Origin of the sequence: Agrobacterium sp. El2ro-1b (assembly GCF_048298475.1) — a bacterium.
Taxonomy (GTDB): domain Bacteria; phylum Pseudomonadota; class Alphaproteobacteria; order Rhizobiales; family Rhizobiaceae; genus Agrobacterium; species Agrobacterium fabrum.
Genome location: NZ_CP103458.1, coordinates 2,206,145 through 2,229,815, shown reverse-complemented (window position 1 = coordinate 2,229,815; position 23,671 = coordinate 2,206,145). Strand labels below are relative to the sequence as shown.

Below are 23,671 nucleotides of genomic sequence, written 5' to 3'. Positions count from 1 at the left end.
CGGTTGCGGGAATGTGGTGAACATTCGCCGCAGGCCGGTTTCTTTTGAATAATAGTTTGATCGATTCCGCAAGCTTCACTGCCAGCGGGAACTACAGGTACAGGCAGTAATATGCTGACTGCCACGCGGGTTGTGGCGGTTTATTTCGCCAGCCTGGTTTTCAGCGAGGTGACGATGCGTTTGGCAAGTGCCTCGTAATCCTCGTCGAAATGGTGACCGCCTTCGATGCCGATGGTTTCGACACCCTTTGCCTTGAGGCCGGGGCAGGGGTCTTCATCCTCCTCCTCGGTGCCATAAACGCATTGCACCAGCTTGGGGTCGATCTTGGCGATGTCATCGACGGTCTTGCCGCCCTTGCCTTCACCGGCCACGCCTAGCCATCCCTGAACGGAGATTTCGAAATCCACTTCATTGGAAAGGCCGAGCAGCGAAAGCTGGGCAACGGAAGATTTCACCCGGTCGGGCAGGAGATTGTAGGTGGCGGGAATGATATCGGCACCGAAGGAATAACCGATCAGGACGACATTCTTGACCTTCCATTCCTTGCGATAGGTGTCGATGATGCGGGCGAGATCGCCTGCAACTTCTTTCGGATCCTTTTCCTTCCAGAAATACCGCAGGGCATCGACGCCGATGACCGGCACACCCTGCTTCTGAAGGGCGCTGCCGACTTCCTCGTCCAGGTCGCGCCAGCCGCCGTCACCGGAATAGATCACCGCCATGGTGTCCATCACAGGTTTTGCCTCCAGAACCGTGATCGGCAGTCCAAGCGGGTTGTCGCTGTCTCCGGCTGCATCGACCTTGTCGGAAAGGGTCTGGGTCAGCACCTCGTCCGCCTTTTCGGTAACGTCGGTCACCTCGATGTCGGAATGCAGTTTTACCAGCGCGTTGACGTGATCGCGGCCCTTCTGGTCGGCGTCAGGGGTGAAGATCACGCTGACCGGTGCCGGTAGGGCGCCGTCGGTCAGGCCATAGACGGTTTCACCATCCACCTTGTCCTTGGTTGCCGGGGTGCAGAGAATCTTTTCCAGCGGCAGGCCCGCCTTCGGGTCCACCGCCACTGCCTCGCGGACGGTGGAAACGGGGCTTTGCGCGATCATGGCAAGCGCAAGCGTGCCGCCCTTTCCGATGCCGGTCACGATCGGCAGGCGGTAGCTGCCGGTGCCGGCGGTGCGCTGGATCTGCTGCGACAGCGACTCGATATCCGAGATCATGTAGATGCACTCGTCGTCATCAGCTTCGAGTGCCTTTAGATATTCCTTGAAGTCGATTCCGACGACGGCGGCGCCTTTTTCGACGAGCGCCTTGGCGCGGGTCTCGTCGGCATCCGTCCAGCCATTGGCATCCGAAATCAGGAAGATGCTGGCCTGGATATCGCCATCGGGCACCATGATATGGTCGGCCGGGATCATGCCGGTTTCATAAGCCGGCTTATCCTGGGAAAAGGCGACAGACGAGGAGAGTAACGTCGACGCGGCAATGAATGCCCCTATCAGATTGCGTTTCATCATTTTCCGATCACTCCTCTGACACCGCCGCTGATCAGAACCGTCGCATCCATCAGTGCCAGAGCGGCGTCTGCGCCGTTCTGCACGGCAAGGTAACGCGGTTCCCATTTCGGATGGAATTTTGCCTTGAAGGCGCGAAGTCCCTTGAAGTTGTAGAAACGTTCGCCATGCTCGAACAGCGTGCTGCCGATGCGGTCCCAGACAGGTGCGGCATCACGCTTCGACATGCCGGACATGGGCGCCATGCCCAGATTGAAGCTCTGGTAGCCCGTTTCCTTGAGATGCTGCATGATGCTGACGAAGAGGAAATCCATCGCGCCGCGAGGCGCGTCGGGCGCAAACCGCATGAGATCGATGGTCGCTTCCTTTTTGGTGTCCGTCACCATGAGATTGGCGAAAGCAGTGATCTTGCCGTCCTTGCGTAAGACCGCGACCGGCTGCGACAGGATGTAACCGGATTCGAAAGCGCCGAGCGAGAAACGTTTCTCGCGTGTATTGTGATGTTCAAGCCAACCGTCCGATACCTGCTTCAGATCATCGAGAACGGTTGGTACATCGGCCTTTTCAACCAATTCGAAGCTCAGCCCGTCGCGTGCACCACGGCTCAGAGACTGGCGAAGCGTCGCCAGTTTGCCGCCCTTCAGTTCGAACGTGGTGAGATCGACAAGGGCGAGTTCCCCAAGTTTGAAGGCGCGCAGGCCCGCATCGGCGCAATGGGAAAGAAGCGAAGGCGATATTTGATAGAAGGCCGCACGAGCGCCAGCTCCGCGGGCAGATTCGACGAACTGCCAGACGAGGTCAGGAAAATCCTCCTCGTCGCCGACGGGGTCGGCAAAGGCGATCCATGAGCGGCCCTGGATACCGTACATGATGAAGGCATTGCCGCTTTCGGAGAACATCACATGCTTGTCGCCCATGCGTACCAGATTGGCGTCGGCCGAATCCTGTCGCATGACGATGTCGGTGGCGCGTTCCACGTCCTCGGGCTGGATGGAGTCCGGCTTGAAGGTAACCGGCCGCATCAGGCTGAAAATTGCGATGGTCGAGGAAGCGAGCACCAGACCAAGCAGGGCGCGCAGCCCGCGGGGGGCTTCTTCGGAGAACTCGAATTCCCACCACAATGCGTGGCTGTAATCGGTATCACGATAGACGAAGAGGAGGATCGTTGCCGCGCCGGCAATGATGACGGCCATTGCCGCCAGCCAGCTTGGTCCCAGCGCCTGTTTGACCAGCGAGGCGTGCCGGTTGAAGCTGCGCATATTCAGGGCAAGTGCCGCGATGAAGATGCCGAGGAACACCGCCTCGAACACCGCGATGGCCTTGAGGATGGAAAGGATAAGCGCGAGGGAAGCTGCAATGAGGGCGATCCACCAGGCGCCGTCCAGTCTTTGGCCAAGGCCGCGCGAGGCGACGACGAGGCCGAGGCCGAGAATGCTGGTCAGAAAATGTGCGGCTTCGATGATCGGCAACGGCACGAAATTCGAGAGGAAATCGAGGTTGCTATCGGGTGTCGGCGTCACGCTCGAGAAAATCAGCATGGTGCCGAGAATGATCGCGAAGGTGGAGAGCAGCGGCGGCGCGAGCTTGACGGCAAGCTGGCTGATATCGGAAACCACCGGCTTGGCCGCGAACTGCTTCGTTTCGGAAACGATCATCACCAGAATGGCGACCACTAGCGGCAGGACGTGGTAGATGACGCGATAAAGAACGAGGCTACCAAGCAGCTGATCGACGCTGATGGCGTTGCCGAGACCCGCGACCATGACGGTTTCAAAGACGCCGAGGCCTGCGGGGACATGGCTGAGCACGCCGAGGCCGACGGCCGTGGCATAGATGGCAAAAAATGTCGGGAAGCCGAGATGTGTTTCGGGCAGGAGGACGTAGAGTACGGATGCGGAAGCGGCAATATCGAAGGCGGAGACCAGAAACTGCTGCGACGAGGTGCGGCTGTCAGGCAGCCGCAGCCGCCACTTTCCAAGCTTGATGACCTTGCCATTGCGCCCGATATAGGCCGTCGTCACCAGAACAGCGATGATGGCAAGTGAAACGACCCGCAGAACGAGCGGATCGACATTGATGATCGAGGCGATGCGCGGTGCGACGATGAAGGTGGAGATGGCGCTGACGGAGAGAAGCCCGAGGCCGAACGACAGGGTGACGAAAGCGATGACACGGGCGATATCACCCGGCGAAAGACCGAGCCGGGAATAGGCGCGGAAACGGAGGGCGCCGCCGCTCAGCGGACCGAAGCCGGCCGTATTGCCGATGGCATAGGCCGCGAAGGCCGTGGCCGCCATCGACGGAAACCGGACTTTCTTGCCGACATATTCGATGGCATTCGCGTCGTAAAAGATCAGCGCCAGAAAGCTCAGCGCCGTAAAGACGATGGCGAGCAGTACAGCGGAAAACGATGTACCAAGAAGAGCGGTGATCACATCGTCATATCGTACTTCCGACGTGAGACGGTAAATCGCAAACGTCATCATCACGAAGATGAGCGTGATGGCAATGGCCGTCAGATAGGGCCGGTTTCTGGCAAAAAAGCTTTCAACCGGGGATTCGATAATATCCGTCTCTATAATTTCGCTCTTGTCTGCCATTACTTTTTCCAGCGCCAGTCCCGTTGGTTGGCGAACCACAGGATTGTGTCGCTAATTCGTTTCGGTTGAGGAAATTTGCTTAGCAGAAATGCATGACGTGTCGATGTGAAGTTTGTGCAGATTGTCGCCAGATTTTGGCAAATTTAACAGACTGAATGCAACTTGAAAATGTGGAGCCTTCGCCGCTCGCTAAAACAGGAATAAATTAAACGCGGTGGTTGCTTGGTGGTGGCATTTAATGCAACTACACGCTCCTTTCGATGAAGGAGACGCAGATGAATATGCCGACTAGAATAGTGATTGCGCTCGTCGTCGCCCTCGTGGCTGGCGGCGGCTATATGACGTTCGACAAGATGCGTGGGGCCGAGTGGGTGGTTTCGCCACAACAGATAGCCGAGGCGCAGGCGAAAGGTCAGACGGGCTATGAATCCCGTCCGGGCACCGTGACGGTGCGGCCGATCCGCAGCGAGACAGCGGACGTTCTGCCGATGAAATGGGCGCTGATCGGTCTTATTGCCGGACTTTTCGCGTTCCGTGCCACGGGCAAGAAAAAAGCGGCCAAGGTCTGAGACCTCGCCGCTTGAGACTCCGGCGCTGTGCGCCGGAGTGCTGAGCCGACGTGCCTTTAAGCGCCCCAGGTCTTTTCCAGAACGCGGACCCAATTGCCGTGGCAGATCTTGGCGAGCGCCTCGTTGTCATAACCGCCCTTGCGCAGGGCTTCGACCAGCAATTGCAGGTCGCCCGCATCCTTCATGGCGGCGGGAATGGTGGTGCCGTCGAAATCCGAACCGAGCGCGACGTGGTCGATGCCGATGCGATTGACGATGTAATCCACATGGCGGACCAGTTCGCCAAGATCGGTATCCGGGTTCTTCACGCCGTCCTGGCGCAGGAACAAAACGCCGAAATTGATGCCGGCAAGACCACCCGTGTCGCGGATGGCGTCCAGCTGGCGGTCCGTGAGGTTACGGCTGTGATTGCACAGCGCGTAGGCGTTGGAATGGGACGCCACCAGCGGCGCGTCTGAGATCTTGGCGATATCCCAAAAACCCTGTTCGTTCATGTGCGAGAGATCAACCATGATCTTCAGCTCATTACAGGTTTTTACCAGCCTTTTGCCGGTATCGGTCAGGCCCGGGCCGATATCCGGCGTCGAGGGGAAACGGAAGGGAACGCCGTAAGCGAAGATGTTCGGGCGGCTCCACACCGGGCCGAGCGTGCGCAGACCCGCCTCGTGCAGAACGTGCAGCGCATCCAGATCGGCGCCGATCGCTTCCGCGCCCTCGATATGGAAGACGGAGGCGAAGGTGCCTTCTGCCATGGCGCTGCGGATATCGGCGGCGGTGCGGCAGACCTTGAGTGCGCCATTGGATTGTTTCTCGGCGCGGAACAGCAGGGCCGCCATGCCAAGCGTCGCCTTCAGAGCGTCGGCTTCGGTCGGTGTCGAGAAATCACCGTTTGCGTCCTTTTCCATGCTGGGCGAGGGCACGTAGATGGCGCAGAGGCCGCCGGCGAGGCCGCCCTTTCTGGCACGCGGCAAGTCGATATGGCCAACCGTATCGCCCTCGATCAGAAGCGTTTCAGGGGAGGTATTGCCGGAACGCCATAACCGCAGAAGCACGTCGTTGTGGCCGTCGAAGACGGGTACGGGTTTTTGATCGGTCATGGTCATTCACCTTCGGATAGGGGGAGGGCGCGGACGCGCGTCTATTCAGACTTTTGGGAATTGGTAGAGGAAAGGTCAAGGCGGGAGCAAATGCAATCCGTGCATAGGCTCTGCCAAATTTGGAATTGGTCGGGCCTCGTTTGCTCGTGTTAATCGCGGGAAAACATAAAAAAAATGACTGGATTGGGGCAAACCCACACCGTTTCTGAAAAATAAGGTCCGAAAGGGGATTTTCGATGATTTCAAGACGCAACCTGTTGATTGCCGGCGCTGCCGTTCCGTTCCTGTCCTATGCGCGCATTCCGGCCTTTGCCGCGACGCCCAAGGATATTCTGGTCGTTGCCCAGCAGCTGGACAATATGACGAGCCTTGACCCGCATGAAGGTTTCGAGGCCGTGGGCGGTGAAATCATCTCCAACATGTACCAGAAGCTGGTGCGCGCCAACCGCGAGGATTCCACCAAGGTTGATCCGGTTATCGCGAAATCCTGGGAAGCCGATGCGGATAGCAAGGTTTTCACCTTCGTGATCGGTGACGAAGCGACCTTCTCCAGCGGTGCGAAAGTGACCGCAGAAGATGTCGCCTTCTCGCTGCAGCGCGCCATCAAGATGAACAAGAGCCCGGCCTTTATCATCAGCCAGTTCGGCTTCACGCCTGACAATGCCGAGACGACCATCGTTGCCGCCGACGACAAGACGGTGAAGCTGACGACGGCAAAGCCGACCGCCATCTCCTTCCTGCTTTATTGCCTTTCCGCCAATATCGGCGCCATCGTTGAAAAGAAGGCTGTTCTCGCCAATGCTGCCGGCGAAGACCTCGGCAATGGCTGGCTGCAGAAGAACAGCGCCGGTTCCGGCGATTTCATGCTTCAGGCCTGGAAGCCGAGCGAAAGCGTCGCGCTCACCGTCAACCCGAATGGCCCCTATAAGGGCAATATCAAGCGCATCGTACTGCGCCACGTTACCGATCCGTCTTCCCAGCTTCTGATGCTGCAGAAGGGCGATATCGACATTGCCCGCGACCTGACTTCGGAGCAACTGCGCACCGTCAAGGACGATGCCAATATCGAGCTGGAGCGCAAGTCCATCGCCTCGCTGGTGCTGATCTCGCTCAATCAGGGCAATGAGAACCTTGCCAAGCCGCAGGTCTGGCAGGCGATCAAGTGGGCGCTGGACTATAAGGGCATGCAGGAAAACCTCGTGCCGCTGACCCACAAGGTTCACCAGAGCTTCGAGCCGGAAGGTTTCCCCGGTGCTGTCAACGACACGCCCTATCAGCGTGATGTCGAAAAGGCCAAGGCGCTGATGGCCGAGGCCGGCCTTGCCGACGGTTTCGAGATCAGCATGGACCACTATTCCGCCCAGCCTTACCCGGATCTGGCGCAGGCCATTCAGGCCAACCTTGCTGATATCGGCATCAAGGTGCGTCTGCAATCGGCTGAAAACCGTCAGGTTCTGACCAAGATGCGTGCCCGCGAACACCAGATGGCGCTTTCCGCATGGGGTACGGATTATTTTGACCCGCATTCCAACGCCGATGTCTTCAACATCAACAAGGATAATGGCGACGACGCCAAGTCGAAGCCTTTCCTGTGGCGTTCGCGTTTCAAGAACGACGACTTTGCTGCCAAGGCGGAAGCTGCTCGCGACGAGCAGGACCCGGCAAAGCGCGTGGAGCTTTATGAAGCCCTGCAGCGCGAATCCATGGAAAACAGCCCGTTCGTGTTCATGTTCCAGACCACGAAGACCGCCGCTTTCCGTAAGGGCGTTTCCGGCTTTGAACTCGGCGTTCTCTCCGAGGGCAATTCCTACCACGATGCGAAGAAAGCGTGACATTGAACAAGCGCGTCAAAAGCTTATCGTCGGTACTGAGCAGCGTCATCCTGACGCTGTTCGGTTTGATGGTCATCACCTTCATGATCGGGCGTGTCATGCCCGTCGATCCCGTCATCGCTGCGGTGGGCGACAACGCGCCTGAAGACGTCATCGTGCGGGTGCGGGCCGAAATGGGTCTCGACCAGCCGCTGGTCGTGCAGTTCTTCCATTACGTCTCGCAGGTTCTGCATGGCGATTTCGGCAATTCGATCCTGACCCGCAATCCGGTCTGGATCGATATCAAGCGCGTTTTCCCCGCTACTTTCGAACTTGCCACCGCAGCCCTTCTCCTCGCCGCGCTGATCGGCATTCCGCTCGGCGTCTGGGCCGCCGTGAAGCAGGGTAAGCTGACGGATCAGGTGATCCGCGTCGTCTGCCTTGCTGGGCATTCCGTGCCGGTCTTCATGCTGGCGCTGATTTCGCTGCTGGTCTTTTATGCCACGCTTGGCGTCGCACCCGGGCCGGGTAGGCAGGACATCATCTATGACGGCATGATCACGCAGGTCACTGGCCTGATGACGGTCGATACGCTGCTTGCCGGCGACTGGGATGCCTTCTACGACGCGATTGCCCATATGGTGCAGCCGGTCTGCATTCTCGCCTATTTCAGCATGGCTTATATCACCCGCATGACGCGCGCTTTCATGATCGATGCGCTGAAGGGCGAGTATGTCATCACCGCCCGCGCCAAGGGGCTGTCGGCCATGACCGTGATCTGGGGACACGCCTTCCCGACGGTCGCCGTGCAGCTCGTTACGGTTATCGCGCTTACCTATGCCGGCCTTCTCGAAGGTGCGGTGGTGACGGAAACCGTCTTCAGCTGGCCGGGCCTTGGTCAATACCTCACCGTCTCGCTCATGAACGCGGACATGAACCCGGTCGTCGGAGCAACCCTGTTGATCGGCTTCATCTATGTCGCCCTCAACCTGCTCGCAGACGTGCTTTACAGAGTTATGGATCCTCGCGTTCGATGATGTTAGCTAATTTTAGAAACTGGGCTCTGGACGAGACGCCGCATTCCCGCACACAGGCTGCCTGGGGAAACCGGTATCGCATCTGGCTCAACCTCAAGTCCAATCCGCTGGCGGTGATCGGTCTGACCATCATCGTCCTCTTCATCGCCCTGTCGCTTCTGGCGCCGCTGCTCGCGCCCTATGATCCGGCGACGCAGAATCTCGGCAATCGCCTGGCATTCCCAAGCGCCGAACACTGGTTCGGCACGGATGAGCTGGGTCGCGACATTCTTTCGCGCATTCTCTATGGCGGCCGTGTCACCCTTGGCATGGTCATTGCCGTCGTCGTTCTCGTCGCACCCATCGGGCTCGCCATCGGCTGCATCGCCGGTTATTTCGGCGGCATCGTCGATACGGTGCTGATGCGGGTCACGGATGTGTTTCTGGCTTTTCCGCGCCTCATTCTGGCGCTGGCCTTTGTTGCGGCGCTGAAGCCCGGCGTCGAAAGCGCCATTCTCGCCATCGCGCTTACCGCATGGCCGCCCTATGCGCGGCTTGCGCGCGCCGAAACCATGACGGTGCGCGGCAGCGACTTCGTCGCTGCCTACCGGCTGACCGGCGCTTCCGCCTGGCGCATCATTGCCCGGCATATTGCGCCGCTCTGCGTGCCAAGCCTTATCGTGCGCATCACGCTCGACATGAGCTCGATCATCATCACCGCCGCCAGCCTCGGCTTCCTCGGCATGGGTGCGCAGCCGCCTTCGCCGGAATGGGGTGCGATGATTGCCACTGCCAAGCGCTTCATCTTCGAACAATGGTGGGTCGCCACCATCCCCGGCATCGCCATCTTCCTCGTTTCGCTCGCCTTCAACTTCCTTGGTGATGGCCTGCGTGACGTTCTCGACCCGAAGGGACATTGAGCCATGCTGGTCGAAATCGACAATCTGAAGATCGCCTTCCAGACCCGCACCAGCCGTTTCGAGGCGGTGCGTGGTGTGTCCATGAAGCTCGGCACCGAAAAACTCGGCATTGTCGGCGAATCCGGTTCCGGCAAGAGCCTGACGGCGCGGGCGCTGATGAAGCTTCTGCCCTCCAATGCCGATATCCGGGCCGACAAGCTCGCTTTCGACGGTATCGACGTGCTCTCCGCCAGTGAAAAGCAGATGCGCCAGATCCGGGGAAAACGGGCTGGTTTCATCCTTCAGGATCCGAAATATTCGCTGAATCCGGTCAAGACCATGGGTGCACAGATCGCGGAAGCCTGGCGCGCTCACAAGGGCGGCAGTAAGCGGGCAGCCATGGAAGCGGCGATTGCGCTGCTCGATCAGGTGAAGATCCGCAATCCGCGTCAGGTTGCCTCGTCCTATGCGCATGAGGTTTCCGGCGGCATGGGCCAACGCGTGATGGTCGCCATGATGCTGGCGCCCGATCCAGAATTGCTGATCGCCGACGAGCCGACCAGCGCGCTCGACGCCACGGTGCAGGCGGAAATCCTGCGGCTGATCGAGGAGCTGGTGTCGGAACGCGGCATGGGCCTCATTCTCATCAGCCACGACCTGCCGCTCGTTTCGCATTTCTGCGACCGCGTGGCTGTCATGTATTCCGGCCGGGTGATGGAGGAGCTGAAGGCGTCCGAACTCCTGAAAGCCGAACATCCCTACACAAAGGGACTTCTGAACTGCATTCCCTCGCTGACGCATCCGCGCGAGCGTCTTCCCGTTCTCAACCGTGATGCAGCGTGGTCCAGCCAATGATCGACGTCGAAAACCTCCGTATCAAGTTCGGCGACCGCGAAGTGGTGAAGGGCGTCTCCTTTTCAGTGGAAAAGGGTGGCAGCTTCGGCATCGTCGGTGAAAGCGGTTCGGGCAAATCCACCATTCTGCGCGCCATGGCGGGCCTCAATGAAAGCTGGGAAGGCCGCATCGCCTTTGCCGGCAAGGACGCGCCGCTGAAGCGCACGCCGGACTTCTTCCGGCAGGTGCAGATGGTGTTTCAGGATCCTTATGGTTCGCTGCATCCACGCCAGACCATCGACCGTATTCTCAGCGAATTGCCGCTGGTGCATGGCATGGACAATATCGAAAAACGCATCCAGCAGGCCTTGTCGGATGTGGCGCTGCCGCAGGCGGTGCGTTTCCGCTTTCCGCACCAGCTCTCCGGCGGCCAGCGCCAGCGCGTGGCGATTGCCCGTGCGCTGATCGCCGACCCTGAGGTGCTGCTGCTCGATGAGCCGACTTCGGCGCTTGATGTTTCGGTGCAGGCGGAAATCCTGAACCTGTTGCAGGACCTGCGCGCGGCGCGCAACCTCACCTATATTCTCGTCAGCCACAATCTGGCTGTTATCGCGCATCTGTGCCCGCAGGTTGGCGTGATGCTGAACGGGGACATGGTGGAGCAACTGAGTGCGGGTGATCTGCGTGAGGGCCGCACGACACATCCGCATACGGAAGAACTGCGCAGTTTGAGCATCCGGCTGGAAGAACCGGCCTGAGCCTACGTCGCAAATAAATCGGGCGGGTGCGGCTCGCTTCTTCTCCCCGCCGGGGAGAAGTCCGCGGCAGCGGGATGAGGGGGCAAGCGCTCCGCATATCGCTGGCGTTGCCCCCCCTCATCCGACCCTTCGGGCCACCTTCTCCCCGGCGGGGAGAAGAAACGAGCCGCGATGTCGAGGCTTTCTGCAAAGACCACAAAGACGCGAGACCGAGCTATGCCACAGCAATTCGACTGGAACGCCGCTTCAACCCTTTCGCAGAGCTTCGTCTCGCAATGGGCGGGTAACGAGCCGGGCGGCGCCGTTATCGGTTTCGATCTTAACGGCATCCGTTTCGCCCATGCCGGCGGCGTGGAAAGCCTCTCCACCTTCGCACCCTTCACGCCGCAAAGCGTGGTGCGTTATGCCTCCGTCACCAAACACGCCTTCTGCGCCATGGTGCTGGCCCATTCCGATTTGATCGGGCTTGATGATCCGCTCGGCAAACATCTGCCGGAGCTGCAGGCGCCGCTTCGCGATGTCACCGTCGGGCAGGCACTGGACATGAGTGGCGGGTTGCCGGATACGCGCGAATGCCTGTCGCTGCTTGGTCTTTCCGTCTACACCCAAACGAAGGCCGGCCCGCTTCTCGATTATCTCACGCGCTTGACCCGGCTGAATTTCGCAGCCGGTAGCGAGGTGTCCTATTCCAATACAGGCTATCGTCTGGTGGAAGCGGTGCTGGAGCGCCATGGGTTCCGTTTAGATGATTTTGTGCAGGCACAGATTGCCGGTCCGTTTGCGGTTTTCCTGAAGGCGCCTGACGTCTGGAACGATCCTGTCGATGGTCTCGTGCCGGGTTACTGGAAGTCCGAAGAGAGCTGGCAGCTTTCCGCCGCCGGCCTGCATATTTCCGCTTCTGGCAGCCTTGCCGGCAGCGCCCAGGCGCTGACCCGCTGGCTGCAGGGCTTGATGCGGGGTGAGGGCAGTTTTGCCGGTGTTCTGGACAGGCTCTCCGCCGAGCGGCCGCTTGCCGACGGGCGGATGAGCGAATATGGGCTTGGCCTTCGCTGGTCGCATCTCGGCGAGCGGCGTTTTGTTGGCCATGGCGGTTCGCATCCGGGCTACAAGACCTATTTCCTGCTCGACCCTGAAAACGGTACGGGTTTCGTGGTGGTTTCCAACCGCGAGGATACCAACGGTTTCAAGATCGCGCTGGAAAGCATGGCGGCCCTCACCGGCCTGCCTTTGCCGAAACCCGCGGCCAGTCTGCCGGAAGGCCTCTATGTAACCGAAAGCGGACCGTGGTGGCTGGAGATCAAGGGCAGCACATCCACTTTCATCGATGGTGACGACACGCTTTACGAGGATGCCGACGGCTGGGTCTCGTCGCGTTCCGCCTCCTCGCCCATGCGGTTGAGGTTCGATGGCGAAGCGATCATTGGCGAGGCCGGCCACGCCGCCCGCCGCTTCCTGCCTGTTGGCGAGCATGCCGTGCCGGATGATCTGTCGGGAACATGGCGTTTGGATGAGGGTGCCGAATTTTCGATCAGCGGTTCGTCGCTGACGATGGGCATCGGCCCGACGCGCAACAGCATGCCGCTCACAGCGCTCGGCAATGGTCGTTTCCTTTTCACCCTGATCGACGGGCCGTGGACAAAGCGTGTGTGCCTCAACCGGCTGGGTGACGACAGGATCGAACTGGTTTCCAGCCGGGCGCGGATGATCGAATATTCGAGGGGCCTTTAAAAGGGTTTCATTCGCAGCAGGTTGATCCTAATAAAGACGCTTTCCGCGTAGACGGAACAGATGTTTTTGTTGGGAGTGCGCGCCTTGGAAGTCAAATGGCTCGAGGATTTCCTGGCGCTGGCCGGAACGCTCAATTTTTCGAAGGCCGCGGATGAGCGGCATGTGACGCAATCCGCCTTCAGCCGGCGCATCAAGCAGCTGGAAGCCTGGGTGGGTGCGACGCTGGTCGATCGCGCCTCCTATCCGTCGCGGCTGACGGAGGCCGGGGCGAAGTTCGTGCCGGTGGCGCAGGAGACGCTGAAGCAGCTTTACCATGCGCGGCGCACGCTGCTGCAGGAAGAAGGAGCCGATGCCAGAACCGTTCGGTTGACGGCCCTGCATACCCTGTCCTTCACCTTCTTTCCCGACTGGCTGAAGCGCGTGAACGAAAAGGCGGGACCGCTGTTTTCCGTTCTGCGGCCGGATTCCGGCAGCATGGAGGAAAACCTCAATTCACTGGTGGACGGGCAGAGCGATTTTCTTCTGACCTATGCCCATCACGAAGTGCCGATGCTGCTCGATGCGCAGCTATTCGAATTCCGCGTGCTCGGCGCGGAAAACATCATTCCAGTTTCAGCGCCAACACAGGATGGCGCACCGCTGCATGCGCTGGTGGAAAATGCGAAAAAACCCTTTGCCTATCTGGATTATGAAAAGGCCTCGTTCTTCGGGCCGCTGCTGCGCGATCTCTTGAGCGCGCGGCTGCCGCAATACGAGCGGGTGCATGAGGGCAGCATGTCGGTGGGGCTGAAAGCGATGGCAATGGCCGGCTGGGGGGTCGCCTGGGTGCCGGAAAGCCTGATGCGCCACGAGCTGGATAACGGCGCCCTGGTGCGCGCTGCCGATCCCAGTTTCGATATTGCCGTCGATATCAGACTTTATCGCTCGAAGGAGAACCGCCGGCCCGTTGTCGAGCGCATATGGGCGGTTCTCGAAGACTAGAGCCTGTTTAGATGGCCGTGCGGCGGGCGTTTTCGAGGTAGAGGGCGCGCAGGCGGCTCACCATCGGGCCGGGCTTGCCGTTACCCACCGGCTTGCCGTCGATCTTCGTGACCGAAACCACGAAGTTGGAGGCGCTGGTGAGGCAGGCCTCGTCGGCGTTCAACGCTTCTTCCAGCGTGAAGGGGCGTTCTTCCAGCGTGAAACCGGCTTCCTTGGCCAGTTGCAGGGCGGCAAGACGGGTGCAGCCGGGCAGGGTCTTGTTGCTGTTGCCACGGGTGATAATCTTTTTATCGGCGGTGACGATGTAGGCGGTCGAGGACGCGCCTTCGGTGACGAAACCATCCTCGATCATCCACGCCTCGTCACAACCTTCGGCCTTGGCGATGCGTTTTGCCATAACCTGTGGGAGCAGGCAGACGGTCTTGATATCGCGGCGTTCCCAGCGCTGGTCTGGAACGGATTTGACGGCGATGCCGGCTTCTTCGACGGGTGTGCCGATCAGCTTCTTGGCCTGAGTGAACATGACCAGTGTCGGTTTCAGATCGGCGGAGAACAGGAAGTTACGGTCTTCTGCACCACGCGTCAGCTGCAGATAGATCATGCCTTCGACGAGGTTGTTGTCGGCGATCAGGCGGCGCTCCGCCTCGACGATTTCCCTGGTGGTGACCGGCAGCGGCACATCGATTTCGCGGGCGCTGCGTTCCAGCCGGGCCATATGCAGGTCGCTGTCGATCAGCTTGCCTTCCAGAACCGACGTGACTTCATAAATGCCGTCGCCGAACAGGAAACCGCGGTCGAAGATGGAAAGGCGGGCGTCTGCCTCGGGCAGGAATTCGCCGTTGACGTAAACGATGCGGCCGGATGGGCTGGTCATGAAAACTCCGTCTGGAAGATCAGGCTGAAAGAAGGGTTTTAAGCGTGTCGATAGAAATGGCCTCAACCGTGGAGGCCTTGCCGGTGCCGGCATTGAATCCCGTGGTCGTGGTCGCTGCGCAGAGCGAATTGAGGATCGCTTCCTCCGTTGCCTCTATCGCGGCTTCGAAGAGGGGTGAAATCGCATCGTTGGAAAGCTCGGGATATTCCGTCACCGCCCTGCGGCGCGCGGGTGTGCGGCGAAGACGCTCATCGGTGGAAAATGCCAGGGCGTAATCACCGGAACCGTTGCTGAGTGCCGCACCTGTGCGCGCCAGTCCACCGAAGCTTCTGGCCGCGAGGCGCTTCAGATTGCGGGAGGAGAGCGGCGCGTCGGTGGCGACGATGATAACGATCGAGCCATCCTTGTCTTTGTGTTCCGGGCTCACATAGGGCTTGCCGCAGACCAGCAGATGGCCGCCGTAATTGGATTGCACGAGAATGCCGATGGTGTAGGCCTGACCGGGAATGGTGACGCGGCGCGACGCGGTGCCGATGCCGCCTTTCATGCCGAAAGCGACCGTACCGGTTCCAGCACCAACGCCGCCCTCGGCCACCGGACCTGTGGCAGCGTTTTTGAGCGCGGCTGATATCTCATCGACGGTCGGGCGGCCGGCACGGATGTCGTTCAGGCGGGAATCGTTGGTTTCGCCGACGACGGCATTGATCGAGACGACCTTCTCATTGCCCGGCTGCGCCAGCGTATGGCGGTTGATCGCCTCGATGGCCCGGCCTGTCGCCAGCGTATTGGTGAGGATGATTGGTGTTTCGAGTTCGCCGAGTTCCTCGATCTGGGTCGAGCCGACAAATTTGCCGAAGCCGTTATAAACGGCGAAAGCGGCGGGCACCTTATCCTGAAAGAGATTACCGCCATGCGGCAGGATCGCGGTTGCGCCAGTGCGGATCGTCTCGCCTTCGATCACGGTCGAATGGCCAATAGTCACGCCTTCGACATCGGTGATGGCGTTGAGCGGGCCGGTCTCGAAATGGCCGGGCCGGAAACCGATATCGCGCAATCTCGGGCGGGTCGTCTGGTGCATCGGGCGATCACTTTTGCGGAATGCAGGCAAGGTGGAACAGGCGCGGCTTGCGAAAAGCCTTGCTCTGACTTGACGTTAGCCTAGTTCACCGGGAAACGGCATCGCAAAAATGGAATAGTTTTATGCGGGCAATGGATGCGCTCAGGAGGCGCGCAGCGCAGGTTCGCCTTCACGTTCCAGCCATTGCCGCATCGCTTCTTCTGCCTCTGCTCTCTTGGGCGCGCCGGCCCGGCCGCCGAAGACCGTGCATTTGAGCGCGGCGGCAACGGAGGAGAGGCGGATGGCGGCGCGGCTTTGCATGCCTTCGGCGATGGCAAGCGCGAAGGTGCCGTGGAAGATATCACCAGCCGCCAGCGTATCCACCGCCTTGACCTGCATCGTCGTCTGGAAATGCACCGCGGGATCGCCGGCTTCCGTCCACCAGCAGCCTTGCGGACCGGCAGTGACGGCGATGAAGGTTTGCGGATAACGGGCATGCAGCACCGGCAGCATGTCTCTCACCGTTTCAAGCCCGGTCAGCCGGGCGGCGGCGGGTTCGGAAAAGACGATATGGGTTGCGGCGGGCGCAAGCTTTTCCAGTGTTTCCACCGGCGCAACATCGCCATCCAGAATGGCGGGTTTGCCAAGCGCACGCGCCACGGTGAGCACATCAAGCGCCAGTTCCGGCCAGCGCACATCAACCAGAACCGCATCAAAGGGAGCAATATCCTCCGGCGTGCAGGGGCGTTTTTTCTCGTGAAGGCGATGATCGTAGAAAGGCACGATCAGCCGTTCGCCCCTGTTATCGATAATGATCGTCGACAGGGCCGAGCGCGCGCCGGGCGCAACCGTCATGCCTGACGTGTCGATGCCGCTTTCACTCAGATCGCGAAGGATGCGGGTACCGGTTTCGTCGTCGCCCACCGCACCCCAGAGGCTGGCGCGGCCGCCCATGCGATGAACGGCATAAGCGGCACTCGACGCCATGCCTTCGGCGATCTGCAGCATCTCATAGGGCAGAACCTTGCCTTCGCCCTTCGGCATGTCTGCCACGCGAAACAGGGTGTCGAGCACGGCGGCGCCCACGCAGAGCACATGCTTGCCGCCCGGTTCCTTTACCATTCCCTTCGCTCCTGTCGTGTTCAGATGCGCTTGCCGCTGTCCTTGTCGAACAGATGCACCGTTGCCGGATCAATGGCAATGTGGATCGTATCGCCGAAGCGGACATTGAGCCGCTCGCGGAACAGGCAGGCGATCTCATCGCCCTTGCAATTGAGCTTGGCGTAGATTTCCGAGCCGGTGCCTTCAACCAGTTCGACCCGGCCTTCGATACCACTCTCGGCGGCGCGGATATGTTCCGGCCGCACGCCGTAGACGAGGTCGCGGCCGCCGAGCTTGCCGATATCGGCATGGGCGGGCAGCGGCAGGCTGAGGCCTTTTATGGTACGGAAGACGCCTTCCTCCACCCGGCCGCGAATGAAATTCATGGCGGGTGAGCCGATGAAGCCGGCAACGAAGAGGTTGGCGGGATTGTCGTAAAGCTCGAGCGGCGCGCCGATCTGTTCGATCACGCCATCATGCAGCACCACGATCTTGTCAGCCATGGTCATGGCTTCCACCTGGTCGTGGGTAACATAAATGGTGGTGGTACCGATGCGCTGGTGCATGGCCTTGATCTCGCCGCGCATCTGCACCCGCAGCTTGGCATCGAGGTTGGAAAGTGGCTCATCGAACAGGAAGACCTGCGGATCGCGCACCAGAGCGCGGCCCATGGCGACACGCTGGCGCTGGCCGCCGGAAAGCTGGCGCGGATAACGGTCGAGCAGTTTCTCCAGCCCCAGGATGGCGGCGGCTCTGTCCACCTTGGCCCTGGTTTCTTCGGCACTGACCTTCTTCAGCTTCAGCGCGAAGCCCATATTATCCTTCACCGTCATATGCGGGTAAAGCGCGTAGTTCTGGAAGACCATGGCGATATCGCGATCGCGGGCGGGCAGGTGGCTGACCTCGCGCGGGCCGATGTGGATTTCGCCATCGCTCAGCTCTTCCAGCCCTGCAATCATGCGCAGCAGGGTGGATTTGCCGCAGCCGGAAGGGCCAACGAGGACGACGAATTCGCCATCCTTGATGTCGATATCGATGCCGTGGATGACGTTGACCGAGCCGAAGCGCTTCTGGACGTTTTGAATATTGACCGGTGCCATGTTTTTGGTTCCCGTTATAATTTGAATTCAGCCGCCCTTGACGGCGCCGGCGGTGAGACCCGCCACGATCTGTTTCTGTGCGAACATGGTCAGCAGCAGTACTGGCAGCGTCACGATCAGCGCGGCTGCAGCAAGCGGTCCCCAGCTCACCTGTTCGAAGGACAGCATGTTGTAGACCGCGACCGGCAGGGTGCGCGTTTCACGGCTGGCCAGCACGATGCCGAAGACGAAGTTGTTCCACGAGAAGATGACGGCGAGGATGAAGGAGACGACGATGCCGGGCTTGGCAATCGGCAGCGCCACCAGCCGGAACACCTGCCAGGAGGATGCGCCATCGATGCTTGCCGCCTCTTCCAGCTCCTTCGGCGTGGTCTCGAAATAACCGATCATGATCCAGACGACGATTGGCACCGTGACCACCAGATGGATGATGATCTGCGGCCAGAGCGTGCCCAAGAGGTTCAGCCATTGGAACAACAGGAACAGCGGAATGAGGAAAGAGAGGCCGGGCGTCATGCGGGCGATCATGATGACAACAGCGGATTTTTCCGCCTTCAGCCTTGCGATGCCATAACCGGCTGGCACGCCGATGACGAGCGCCAGAATGGTCGCCGCTCCGGTGACAAGGACCGAATTCCAGAAATAGAGGAAGAAATTATTTTCCTCGAACACCTTCACATAGTTCGACCATGCGAAACGTTCGGGGATGAGGATCGGCGGATAGGCGCCGTTGTCGATTTCATATTTCAGCGACAGCGAGATCATCCAGATGAAGAACAGGATGACCGGCGAGATCATCACCAGCGCCACGAAGAACAGGCCGATGCGGTCGAGATTTTTGCGTTTCAGGATCTTTGTGGACATCAGTGTTCCTCCATCTCGTTCCATTGCGAGCGCTGGCGCACCATCAGAAGCACGAAGGACAGCGCCACGATGATGACGAAGAAGACGACAGCCATGGCCGAGCCGTATCCGATGTCGTAATAGGAAAACGCCGTATTATAGAGATAGATGTTGATGGTTTCAGACGCTGTGCCGGGGCCGCCCTGCGTCATCGCATAGATGATGTCGAAGCTTTTGACGGCATCGATGGAGCGGATGATGACGGCGATCATCAGAAACGGCGCGATCATCGGCATGGTCAGGTAACGGAACTTCTGCCAGGCGTTGGCGCCGTCGATTTCAGCACTTTCATAGGGCTCACGTGGTACGGCGGCGAGACCACCGAGCACGATCAGCATGACGAGCGGCGTCCATTGCCAGGTTTCCACCAGCACCAGCGAGGGGATGACGGTGGACTGGTTGTAGATCCATTCCAGCGGCCCGATGCCGATGAGCGAAAGCAGATAGTTCAAAACGCCGAGCTGCGGGTGGAACATCATGGTCCAGACGAGCGCGATGGCGACAGGGGTCGCCATCATCGGCATCACGAAGACGCCGCGCAGAAAACCGCGCAGCGGAAACTGCGCATCGAAAACCAGCGCCGCCAAAGTTCCGAGGAACAGGGGAGCGACAACCGACAGCACGGTATAGATGAGCGTGTGCCACAGCGATTCCCAGAACCTGAGATCGCTGGTGAGCCTGATATAATTATCAAAACCGATAAAGCTCTGCTCCTGCCCGAGTGTCCAGCGGTGCACGCTCATCCAGAGGGTGAAGACCCATGGAAAAACGATGACAGCCGAAATGACCACCAGTGCCGGTATGACGAAGGGCCAGTAGTTGGGAGCAAGCCTTGGCGGCCTGCTCCCTTCTGCGCGACTGACGCCTGTTTTGGTATTTTCGATGCTCACGGAGGCCATTATCCCTCGCTACGTGCCAGAACGGGTGCGAATTGTTCCGTTGCCTTTTTCAGTTCGGTTGCCGGGTCGGCGCCGCCGATCATGTTGGTGAGGCCGACGCCGTAGATGTCGCGGAATTCCGTCACCGGAATGATGACCGGCAGGGCAAGCTGCGAGACCTTGCCGGAACCGACAACCGCATCCAGCCAGGCGGCCGGCATCTTCACCCCTTCACGGACCTTCTGGTCCTCGAGGATCGACTGGCGGAACGGAACGCCGGCACCCGCCTGCAGCAGGCGCGCACCCATATCGTGCGAGATTGCCCATTGGCAGAAGAGATAGGCGGCTTCCTTCTTGCTGCTGGCTTCGACCACACCGAGACCATCGCCGAATGTGCCGGCGGCCTGCGCAGCGGGGCCCTTCGGCATGACGCCGTAACCGACCTTGCCGACGACGCGGGATTTTTCCGGGTTCTCGATCGGCGGGGCAAAACCGACGCCATCGAACCACATGCCGATCTTGCCCTGCAGGAAGGCCGACTGCGCTTCCGCCCAGTTGAAGCCGGACACGCCGGGAGGGGCGGCCTTGGTCATCAGGCGCTGATAGAGCGCTGCCGCTTCCACCGCTTCCTTGGATTCGGTGTCGATCTTTCCGTCCGCACCGATCGGCTTTGCGCCATAACCCAGCATCAGCGAGGTCCAGACCGGGGTATTGGCGTTCTTCAGACCACGGGCGACGAAACCATAGGTGTTGGTTGCGGGATCGGTGATCTTTTCCGCCGCCGTCACCAGTTCCTCGAAGGTCTCAGGGTATTTCAGGCCCTTGGCTTCGAAGAGTTCCTTGTTCCAGTAGACAATCCAGTAATCCACCGAGAAGGGCAGCGAGCGCAGCACGCCGTCGCTATCCTTGGCAAACAGCATGCCAGCTTCGGCAAAGTCCTTCTCGACGAGCGACGGATCGGTCAGCGACGGATCCTTCAGGAAGCCGCTGATATCGGCCAGCCACTTGCCCTTTTCGAACTGGCGCTTTTGCACGTGGTAGCTCAGATGCACGACGTCGAAGCTTGGCTTGCCGGAGGAAAGCTCGATCACCACCTTCTGGCGCTGTTGCTGTTCCGGGGTTGCTTCGGCATTGACCTTGATGCCGGTCAGTTCTTCGAATTCGCCGAGATATTTGATCAGCGTTTCGCTGCGCGGGCTTTTGACCAGGTTGACTTCAAGCGTGGTGCCGGCGTGTTTTTTCCAGTTCACCGCTGCCGATGCCGGGCGAATGCCCAGCATCGCGCTGCCGCCAATCGCGGCCGTGCCTGCCAGAAAGGCGCGGCGCGTGGGGTTGAGCAAGGAATGCGTCATGTCTGTTCTCCTCCAGTTAGCCGGAAATTCTCCTCACCCCGGCTTGTTGCTTATTTCCTGCAAGTCCAGCGCAGACCCTTTTTAGTCCCTGCTGGAGTTGCCTTAGACCGCCAGCGCCCTGTCCCTTGCGTTGCGGATATGGGCGGTCAGCCGTTCCACGGCCTCTTCAACGGATCGCCTCTCGATGGCTTCGAGAATGGCGAGATGTTCCTTCATCACCGACTTCACATGGCCGGCGATGCGAAAGCGCTCCTGATTGATGAGGCGCATCTTGATGGAATTGACGCGGTAGGCATTCGAGATGATCGAATTACCAAGACTATCGATGAAGGCGTCGTGCATGCCCCAGTCCACCTGCTGCGCATGCTGATCCAGCTCCGGCGATTCCCCGCCATTGTCAGCTGCTTCGGCAATATCGCGATGCTGTTTCAGGAGCGTCGCGATGGCCTCGTCGGAAGCCGAACGGGTAAAGTTCGCCACAGCTTCTTTTTCGAGAAGGATACGGAACTGGAACGCCTCGCGGATGAGGTTGATGTCGATATGGGCGACCTGCAATCCCCGCTGCGGCACGGTCTTGATCAGACCTTCCGCCTCCAGCCGCGGAATTGCCTCCCGGATCGCGCCGAGCGGCAGACCCGTCAGTTCCACGAGCCGGCGCTGCGAGATGAATTGCCCTGGACGAACATCACGCGAGAGAAGGTGATGCGTAAAGCTCTCATACGCCCGTTCCCGCAATGTCTGTTCGCCGGTATCGTCCATGCTCAACCTTTCAGCTTTGTTCAGGCGGCCTGCCTGCGAAACAGCGCGTCGAATGCGCCTTCGATCTGCTGGCGGTCTTCCGGTGAAATGGCGACGAGTGGTGCACGCACATCCGACCAGATAGTTTCCCCTGTCGTGTGTGATACCAGCACCTTGACGGCAGGCGTAACCGGGAATTTGAGAAGTTCCACAACAAGATCGACAATACGCGGATCGTCCTTGCCATCGACGGCCATGGCGCGCACTTCCTGCGTCAGGAAATTGGCAACGCCGGAGATGGCGCCCTGGCCACCGAGGCGAACGCCCCTGGCGAGATCACGCTCGTCGCCGATCAGGATGGCGAGATCGCCATGTTCCTTCAGCAGGCGCTCGGTATGGCTCCAGTTGCCGGAGGAATCCTTGACGCCAGTGACGATGCCCGGAAATGCGGCCTTCAGCCGTCCCACCAGCTCGACGGACAGCGTTACCATGGTCACGGAGGGGATGTTGTAGACGAGAATGTCGCGTGCATCCTTGCCGATCTTCGAAAAGACAGCCGAGAACCAGGCAAACAGGCCGTCATCGCTGACATTCTTGAAATAGGAGGGCGGGGCGAGCAGAATATTGCGCGCGCCGGCTTTCAGCGCTTCGGCCGACTGGTCTGCAGCATCCTCGATAGAATCCACCAGAACACCGGTAACGATGCGCGACGGCGCAATGCCTGCTGCGATGAAGCTGGAGAGGATCGCCTGCCGTTCGCGGCTGCCGACGGAGCAGCCTTCACCTGTCGTGCCGAAGAGGGTGACGCTGTCGCAGCCATTGGACAAGCAGCGGCGCGCATGGGCGATCATGGCATCGATATCGACCGTTCCGTCCGTTTTGAAAGGTGTCGTCAGGGCTGCCGAAAGGCCGAATTTCTGGGTCAATTAAGATGCTCCTCCAAGGTGACAACGGATTGATGGCATACTGACATGTTAGTTGTAAAGAGCTAATTGCAATATGATTGTTCGGAGCATGAGTGTGAAGGAGTTTGCTTGGGAAACGAGTTCGGGGGTGGGTCTGCGAGGACCGAGGAGGAGTGATTGGGTCGATCCGGATGGGCATGGGTTTATCGCGGTGCGAGACACGCAAGCCTCACCGGCAAGGAGAAGAAAAAATGCGAAAATAAAATTTGACTGTTGGAGTAAAGATTTTTATCAGGCAGTCTGAATATAGGGATAAGGGACCATCATCATGACCATTGCGGAGCCGGCAGCGCCTGTAGCAGAGATAGAGCAAAGCCGCGTCAAGCGCCTGAAGGCAGCGACGCGCGGCGCGCATGGTGATCTCGATAGCTTCATCATGGCCGCAAAGCCGTTCGAGAGCCGGGAGAACTTCGGCAAGTTCGTCGAAACGCAATATCTTTTCCATCGCGATCTCGATGTTTTCTTTTCCAATGCCACGCTGGATGGCCTGCTTCCCGACCTCAAAGGTCGCCGTCGTCTGGCGATGATCGAACAGGACCTTGCCGATCTCGGCCTCGCCATTCCCGAAACCAAGGATGCCCGTTTCACCGGCGAAACGCCCTTTGATCTGCCAGAAGCGATGGGTTGGCTTTATGTGGTCGAAGGCTCCAATCTCGGTGCGGCTTTCCTTCTGAAAGATGCGGCCAAGCTTGGCCTGACCGAAGAATTCGGCGCGCGCCATCTGGCCGGCGCACCGGAAGGACGCGGCCTCCACTGGCGCACCTTCACCGCCGCGCTCGATGAAATTTCGCTGACGGTGGAAGAGGAAGAGCGCGTCGTCGCTGGTGCTGGGGCTGCTTTCCGGGCGGTTCATGCCTATGCGCAGCAGCGGCTGGGTTGAGGTTTTGGCATAGCTTCAAGAG

21 protein-coding genes are annotated in these 23,671 nt (G+C 59.7%); 9 read left to right on the top strand and 12 right to left on the bottom strand.

The window, feature by feature from the left end; all coding sequences use genetic code 11:
* Positions 1–140 precede the first annotated feature (140 nt).
* Positions 141–1,511, bottom strand: coding sequence for a lysyl-phosphatidylglycerol hydrolase AcvB (gene acvB / locus NYR50_RS11070; protein WP_418135970.1), 1,371 nt, complete (start codon positions 1,509–1,511; stop codon positions 141–143).
* Positions 1,508–4,108, bottom strand: a complete 2,601-nt coding sequence (gene mprF, locus NYR50_RS11065; protein ID WP_418135969.1) for a bifunctional lysylphosphatidylglycerol flippase/synthetase MprF — start codon at positions 4,106–4,108, stop codon at positions 1,508–1,510. The genes acvB and mprF overlap by 4 nt, the downstream gene beginning before the upstream one ends.
* 275 nt (positions 4,109–4,383) lie before the next feature.
* Between mprF and NYR50_RS11060 the strand changes: the two genes are divergently transcribed.
* Positions 4,384–4,677 (top strand): hypothetical protein, encoded by a 294-nt coding sequence (locus tag NYR50_RS11060; RefSeq protein ID WP_174009284.1) that lies wholly within the window; start codon positions 4,384–4,386, stop codon positions 4,675–4,677.
* A 56-nt stretch (positions 4,678–4,733) separates the two neighbouring features.
* Here NYR50_RS11060 and NYR50_RS11055 read toward each other — a convergent pair whose 3' ends face one another.
* Entirely contained in the window at positions 4,734–5,774 is a 1,041-nt protein-coding gene (locus NYR50_RS11055; RefSeq protein WP_418135968.1) for a dipeptidase, read from the bottom strand.
* A 236-nt stretch (positions 5,775–6,010) separates the two neighbouring features.
* Here NYR50_RS11055 and NYR50_RS11050 point away from each other — a divergent pair, with 236 nt between their 5' ends.
* From NYR50_RS11050 to NYR50_RS11020, 7 genes are all read left to right on the top strand, one after another.
* Positions 6,011–7,606: an ABC transporter substrate-binding protein gene (locus NYR50_RS11050; RefSeq protein ID WP_418135967.1), complete on the top strand. Its 1,596-nt coding sequence runs from the start codon at positions 6,011–6,013 to the stop codon at positions 7,604–7,606.
* 2 nt (positions 7,607–7,608) lie between these two features.
* Positions 7,609–8,622 (top strand): ABC transporter permease, encoded by a 1,014-nt coding sequence (locus NYR50_RS11045; RefSeq protein ID WP_418137294.1) that lies wholly within the window; start codon positions 7,609–7,611, stop codon positions 8,620–8,622.
* Positions 8,619–9,521 carry a nickel transporter permease gene (gene nikC / locus NYR50_RS11040; protein WP_004433196.1) on the top strand — a complete coding sequence of 301 codons (903 nt, stop codon included), beginning with the start codon at positions 8,619–8,621 and terminating at the stop codon, positions 9,519–9,521. The genes NYR50_RS11045 and nikC overlap by 4 nt, the downstream gene beginning before the upstream one ends.
* A gap of 3 nt (positions 9,522–9,524) precedes the next feature.
* A complete protein-coding gene (locus tag NYR50_RS11035) occupies positions 9,525–10,355 on the top strand; it encodes an ABC transporter ATP-binding protein (protein WP_418135966.1) in 831 nt (276 codons plus the stop codon).
* Positions 10,352–11,092 (top strand): ABC transporter ATP-binding protein, encoded by a 741-nt coding sequence (locus NYR50_RS11030; protein ID WP_418135965.1) that lies wholly within the window; start codon positions 10,352–10,354, stop codon positions 11,090–11,092. Before NYR50_RS11035 ends, NYR50_RS11030 begins: the two co-directional genes overlap by 4 nt.
* 216 nt (positions 11,093–11,308) lie before the next feature.
* Positions 11,309–12,820 (top strand): serine hydrolase domain-containing protein, encoded by a 1,512-nt coding sequence (locus tag NYR50_RS11025; RefSeq protein WP_418135964.1) that lies wholly within the window; start codon positions 11,309–11,311, stop codon positions 12,818–12,820.
* 84 nt (positions 12,821–12,904) lie between these two features.
* A complete protein-coding gene (locus NYR50_RS11020; RefSeq protein ID WP_418135963.1) occupies positions 12,905–13,801 on the top strand; it encodes a LysR substrate-binding domain-containing protein in 897 nt (298 codons plus the stop codon).
* Positions 13,802–13,808: 7 nt separating this feature from the next.
* On the opposite strand, the gene NYR50_RS11015 is transcribed toward NYR50_RS11020, so the two are convergent.
* From NYR50_RS11015 to NYR50_RS10975, 9 genes are all read right to left on the bottom strand, one after another.
* Positions 13,809–14,675 carry a D-amino-acid transaminase gene (locus tag NYR50_RS11015; protein ID WP_418135962.1) on the bottom strand — a complete coding sequence of 289 codons (867 nt, stop codon included), beginning with the start codon at positions 14,673–14,675 and terminating at the stop codon, positions 13,809–13,811.
* A 19-nt stretch (positions 14,676–14,694) separates the two neighbouring features.
* Positions 14,695–15,753, bottom strand: coding sequence for a P1 family peptidase (locus tag NYR50_RS11010; protein ID WP_418135961.1), 1,059 nt, complete (start codon positions 15,751–15,753; stop codon positions 14,695–14,697).
* A gap of 141 nt (positions 15,754–15,894) precedes the next feature.
* Positions 15,895–16,854, bottom strand: a complete 960-nt coding sequence (locus NYR50_RS11005; RefSeq protein WP_418135960.1) for a sugar kinase — start codon at positions 16,852–16,854, stop codon at positions 15,895–15,897.
* A gap of 20 nt (positions 16,855–16,874) precedes the next feature.
* Complete coding sequence (locus NYR50_RS11000) at positions 16,875–17,933, bottom strand: ABC transporter ATP-binding protein (protein WP_418135959.1); 1,059 nt, start codon at positions 17,931–17,933, stop codon at positions 16,875–16,877.
* 27 nt (positions 17,934–17,960) lie between these two features.
* Positions 17,961–18,782 carry a carbohydrate ABC transporter permease gene (locus NYR50_RS10995; RefSeq protein WP_170985890.1) on the bottom strand — a complete coding sequence of 274 codons (822 nt, stop codon included), beginning with the start codon at positions 18,780–18,782 and terminating at the stop codon, positions 17,961–17,963.
* A gap of 14 nt (positions 18,783–18,796) precedes the next feature.
* Entirely contained in the window at positions 18,797–19,735 is a 939-nt protein-coding gene (locus NYR50_RS10990; protein ID WP_418135958.1) for a carbohydrate ABC transporter permease, read from the bottom strand.
* Entirely contained in the window at positions 19,735–21,066 is a 1,332-nt protein-coding gene (locus tag NYR50_RS10985) for an ABC transporter substrate-binding protein (protein ID WP_418135957.1), read from the bottom strand. Before NYR50_RS10985 ends, NYR50_RS10990 begins: the two co-directional genes overlap by 1 nt.
* A gap of 102 nt (positions 21,067–21,168) precedes the next feature.
* On the bottom strand, positions 21,169–21,825 hold the full coding sequence (locus NYR50_RS10980; RefSeq protein WP_418135956.1) for a GntR family transcriptional regulator: 657 nt from the start codon (positions 21,823–21,825) through the stop codon (positions 21,169–21,171).
* Positions 21,826–21,845: 20 nt separating this feature from the next.
* The gene (locus NYR50_RS10975; RefSeq protein ID WP_418135954.1) at positions 21,846–22,730 is read right to left on the bottom strand and encodes a dihydrodipicolinate synthase family protein; all 885 of its coding nucleotides are present in this window, start codon (positions 22,728–22,730) and stop codon (positions 21,846–21,848) included.
* A gap of 307 nt (positions 22,731–23,037) precedes the next feature.
* Here NYR50_RS10975 and NYR50_RS10970 point away from each other — a divergent pair, with 307 nt between their 5' ends.
* The gene (locus NYR50_RS10970; RefSeq protein ID WP_418135953.1) at positions 23,038–23,649 is read left to right on the top strand and encodes a biliverdin-producing heme oxygenase; all 612 of its coding nucleotides are present in this window, start codon (positions 23,038–23,040) and stop codon (positions 23,647–23,649) included.
* Positions 23,650–23,671: the final 22 nt, after the last annotated feature.

Bases quoted from the DNA above. Each gene is read 5' to 3' on its own strand.
- NYR50_RS11025 (WP_418135964.1), top strand. From the start codon at position 11,309: ATGCCACAGCAATTCGACTGGAACGCCGCTTCAACCCTTTCGCAGAGC.
- NYR50_RS10985 (WP_418135957.1), bottom strand. From the start codon at position 21,066: ATGACGCATTCCTTGCTCAACCCCACGCGCCGCGCCTTTCTGGCAGGC.
- NYR50_RS11005 (WP_418135960.1), bottom strand. From the start codon at position 16,854: ATGGTAAAGGAACCGGGCGGCAAGCATGTGCTCTGCGTGGGCGCCGCC.
- NYR50_RS11055 (WP_418135968.1), bottom strand. From the start codon at position 5,774: ATGACCGATCAAAAACCCGTACCCGTCTTCGACGGCCACAACGACGTG.
- NYR50_RS11035 (WP_418135966.1), top strand. From the start codon at position 9,525: ATGCTGGTCGAAATCGACAATCTGAAGATCGCCTTCCAGACCCGCACC.
- NYR50_RS11060 (WP_174009284.1), top strand. From the start codon at position 4,384: ATGAATATGCCGACTAGAATAGTGATTGCGCTCGTCGTCGCCCTCGTG.
- mprF (WP_418135969.1), bottom strand. From the start codon at position 4,108: ATGGCAGACAAGAGCGAAATTATAGAGACGGATATTATCGAATCCCCG.
- NYR50_RS10980 (WP_418135956.1), bottom strand. From the start codon at position 21,825: ATGGACGATACCGGCGAACAGACATTGCGGGAACGGGCGTATGAGAGC.
- NYR50_RS10970 (WP_418135953.1), top strand. From the start codon at position 23,038: ATGACCATTGCGGAGCCGGCAGCGCCTGTAGCAGAGATAGAGCAAAGC.
- NYR50_RS11000 (WP_418135959.1), bottom strand. From the start codon at position 17,933: ATGGCACCGGTCAATATTCAAAACGTCCAGAAGCGCTTCGGCTCGGTC.
- acvB (WP_418135970.1), bottom strand. From the start codon at position 1,511: ATGATGAAACGCAATCTGATAGGGGCATTCATTGCCGCGTCGACGTTA.
- NYR50_RS11015 (WP_418135962.1), bottom strand. From the start codon at position 14,675: ATGACCAGCCCATCCGGCCGCATCGTTTACGTCAACGGCGAATTCCTG.
- NYR50_RS11010 (WP_418135961.1), bottom strand. From the start codon at position 15,753: ATGCACCAGACGACCCGCCCGAGATTGCGCGATATCGGTTTCCGGCCC.
- nikC (WP_004433196.1), top strand. From the start codon at position 8,619: ATGATGTTAGCTAATTTTAGAAACTGGGCTCTGGACGAGACGCCGCAT.
- NYR50_RS11030 (WP_418135965.1), top strand. From the start codon at position 10,352: ATGATCGACGTCGAAAACCTCCGTATCAAGTTCGGCGACCGCGAAGTG.
- NYR50_RS11050 (WP_418135967.1), top strand. From the start codon at position 6,011: ATGATTTCAAGACGCAACCTGTTGATTGCCGGCGCTGCCGTTCCGTTC.
- NYR50_RS10990 (WP_418135958.1), bottom strand. From the start codon at position 19,735: ATGGCCTCCGTGAGCATCGAAAATACCAAAACAGGCGTCAGTCGCGCA.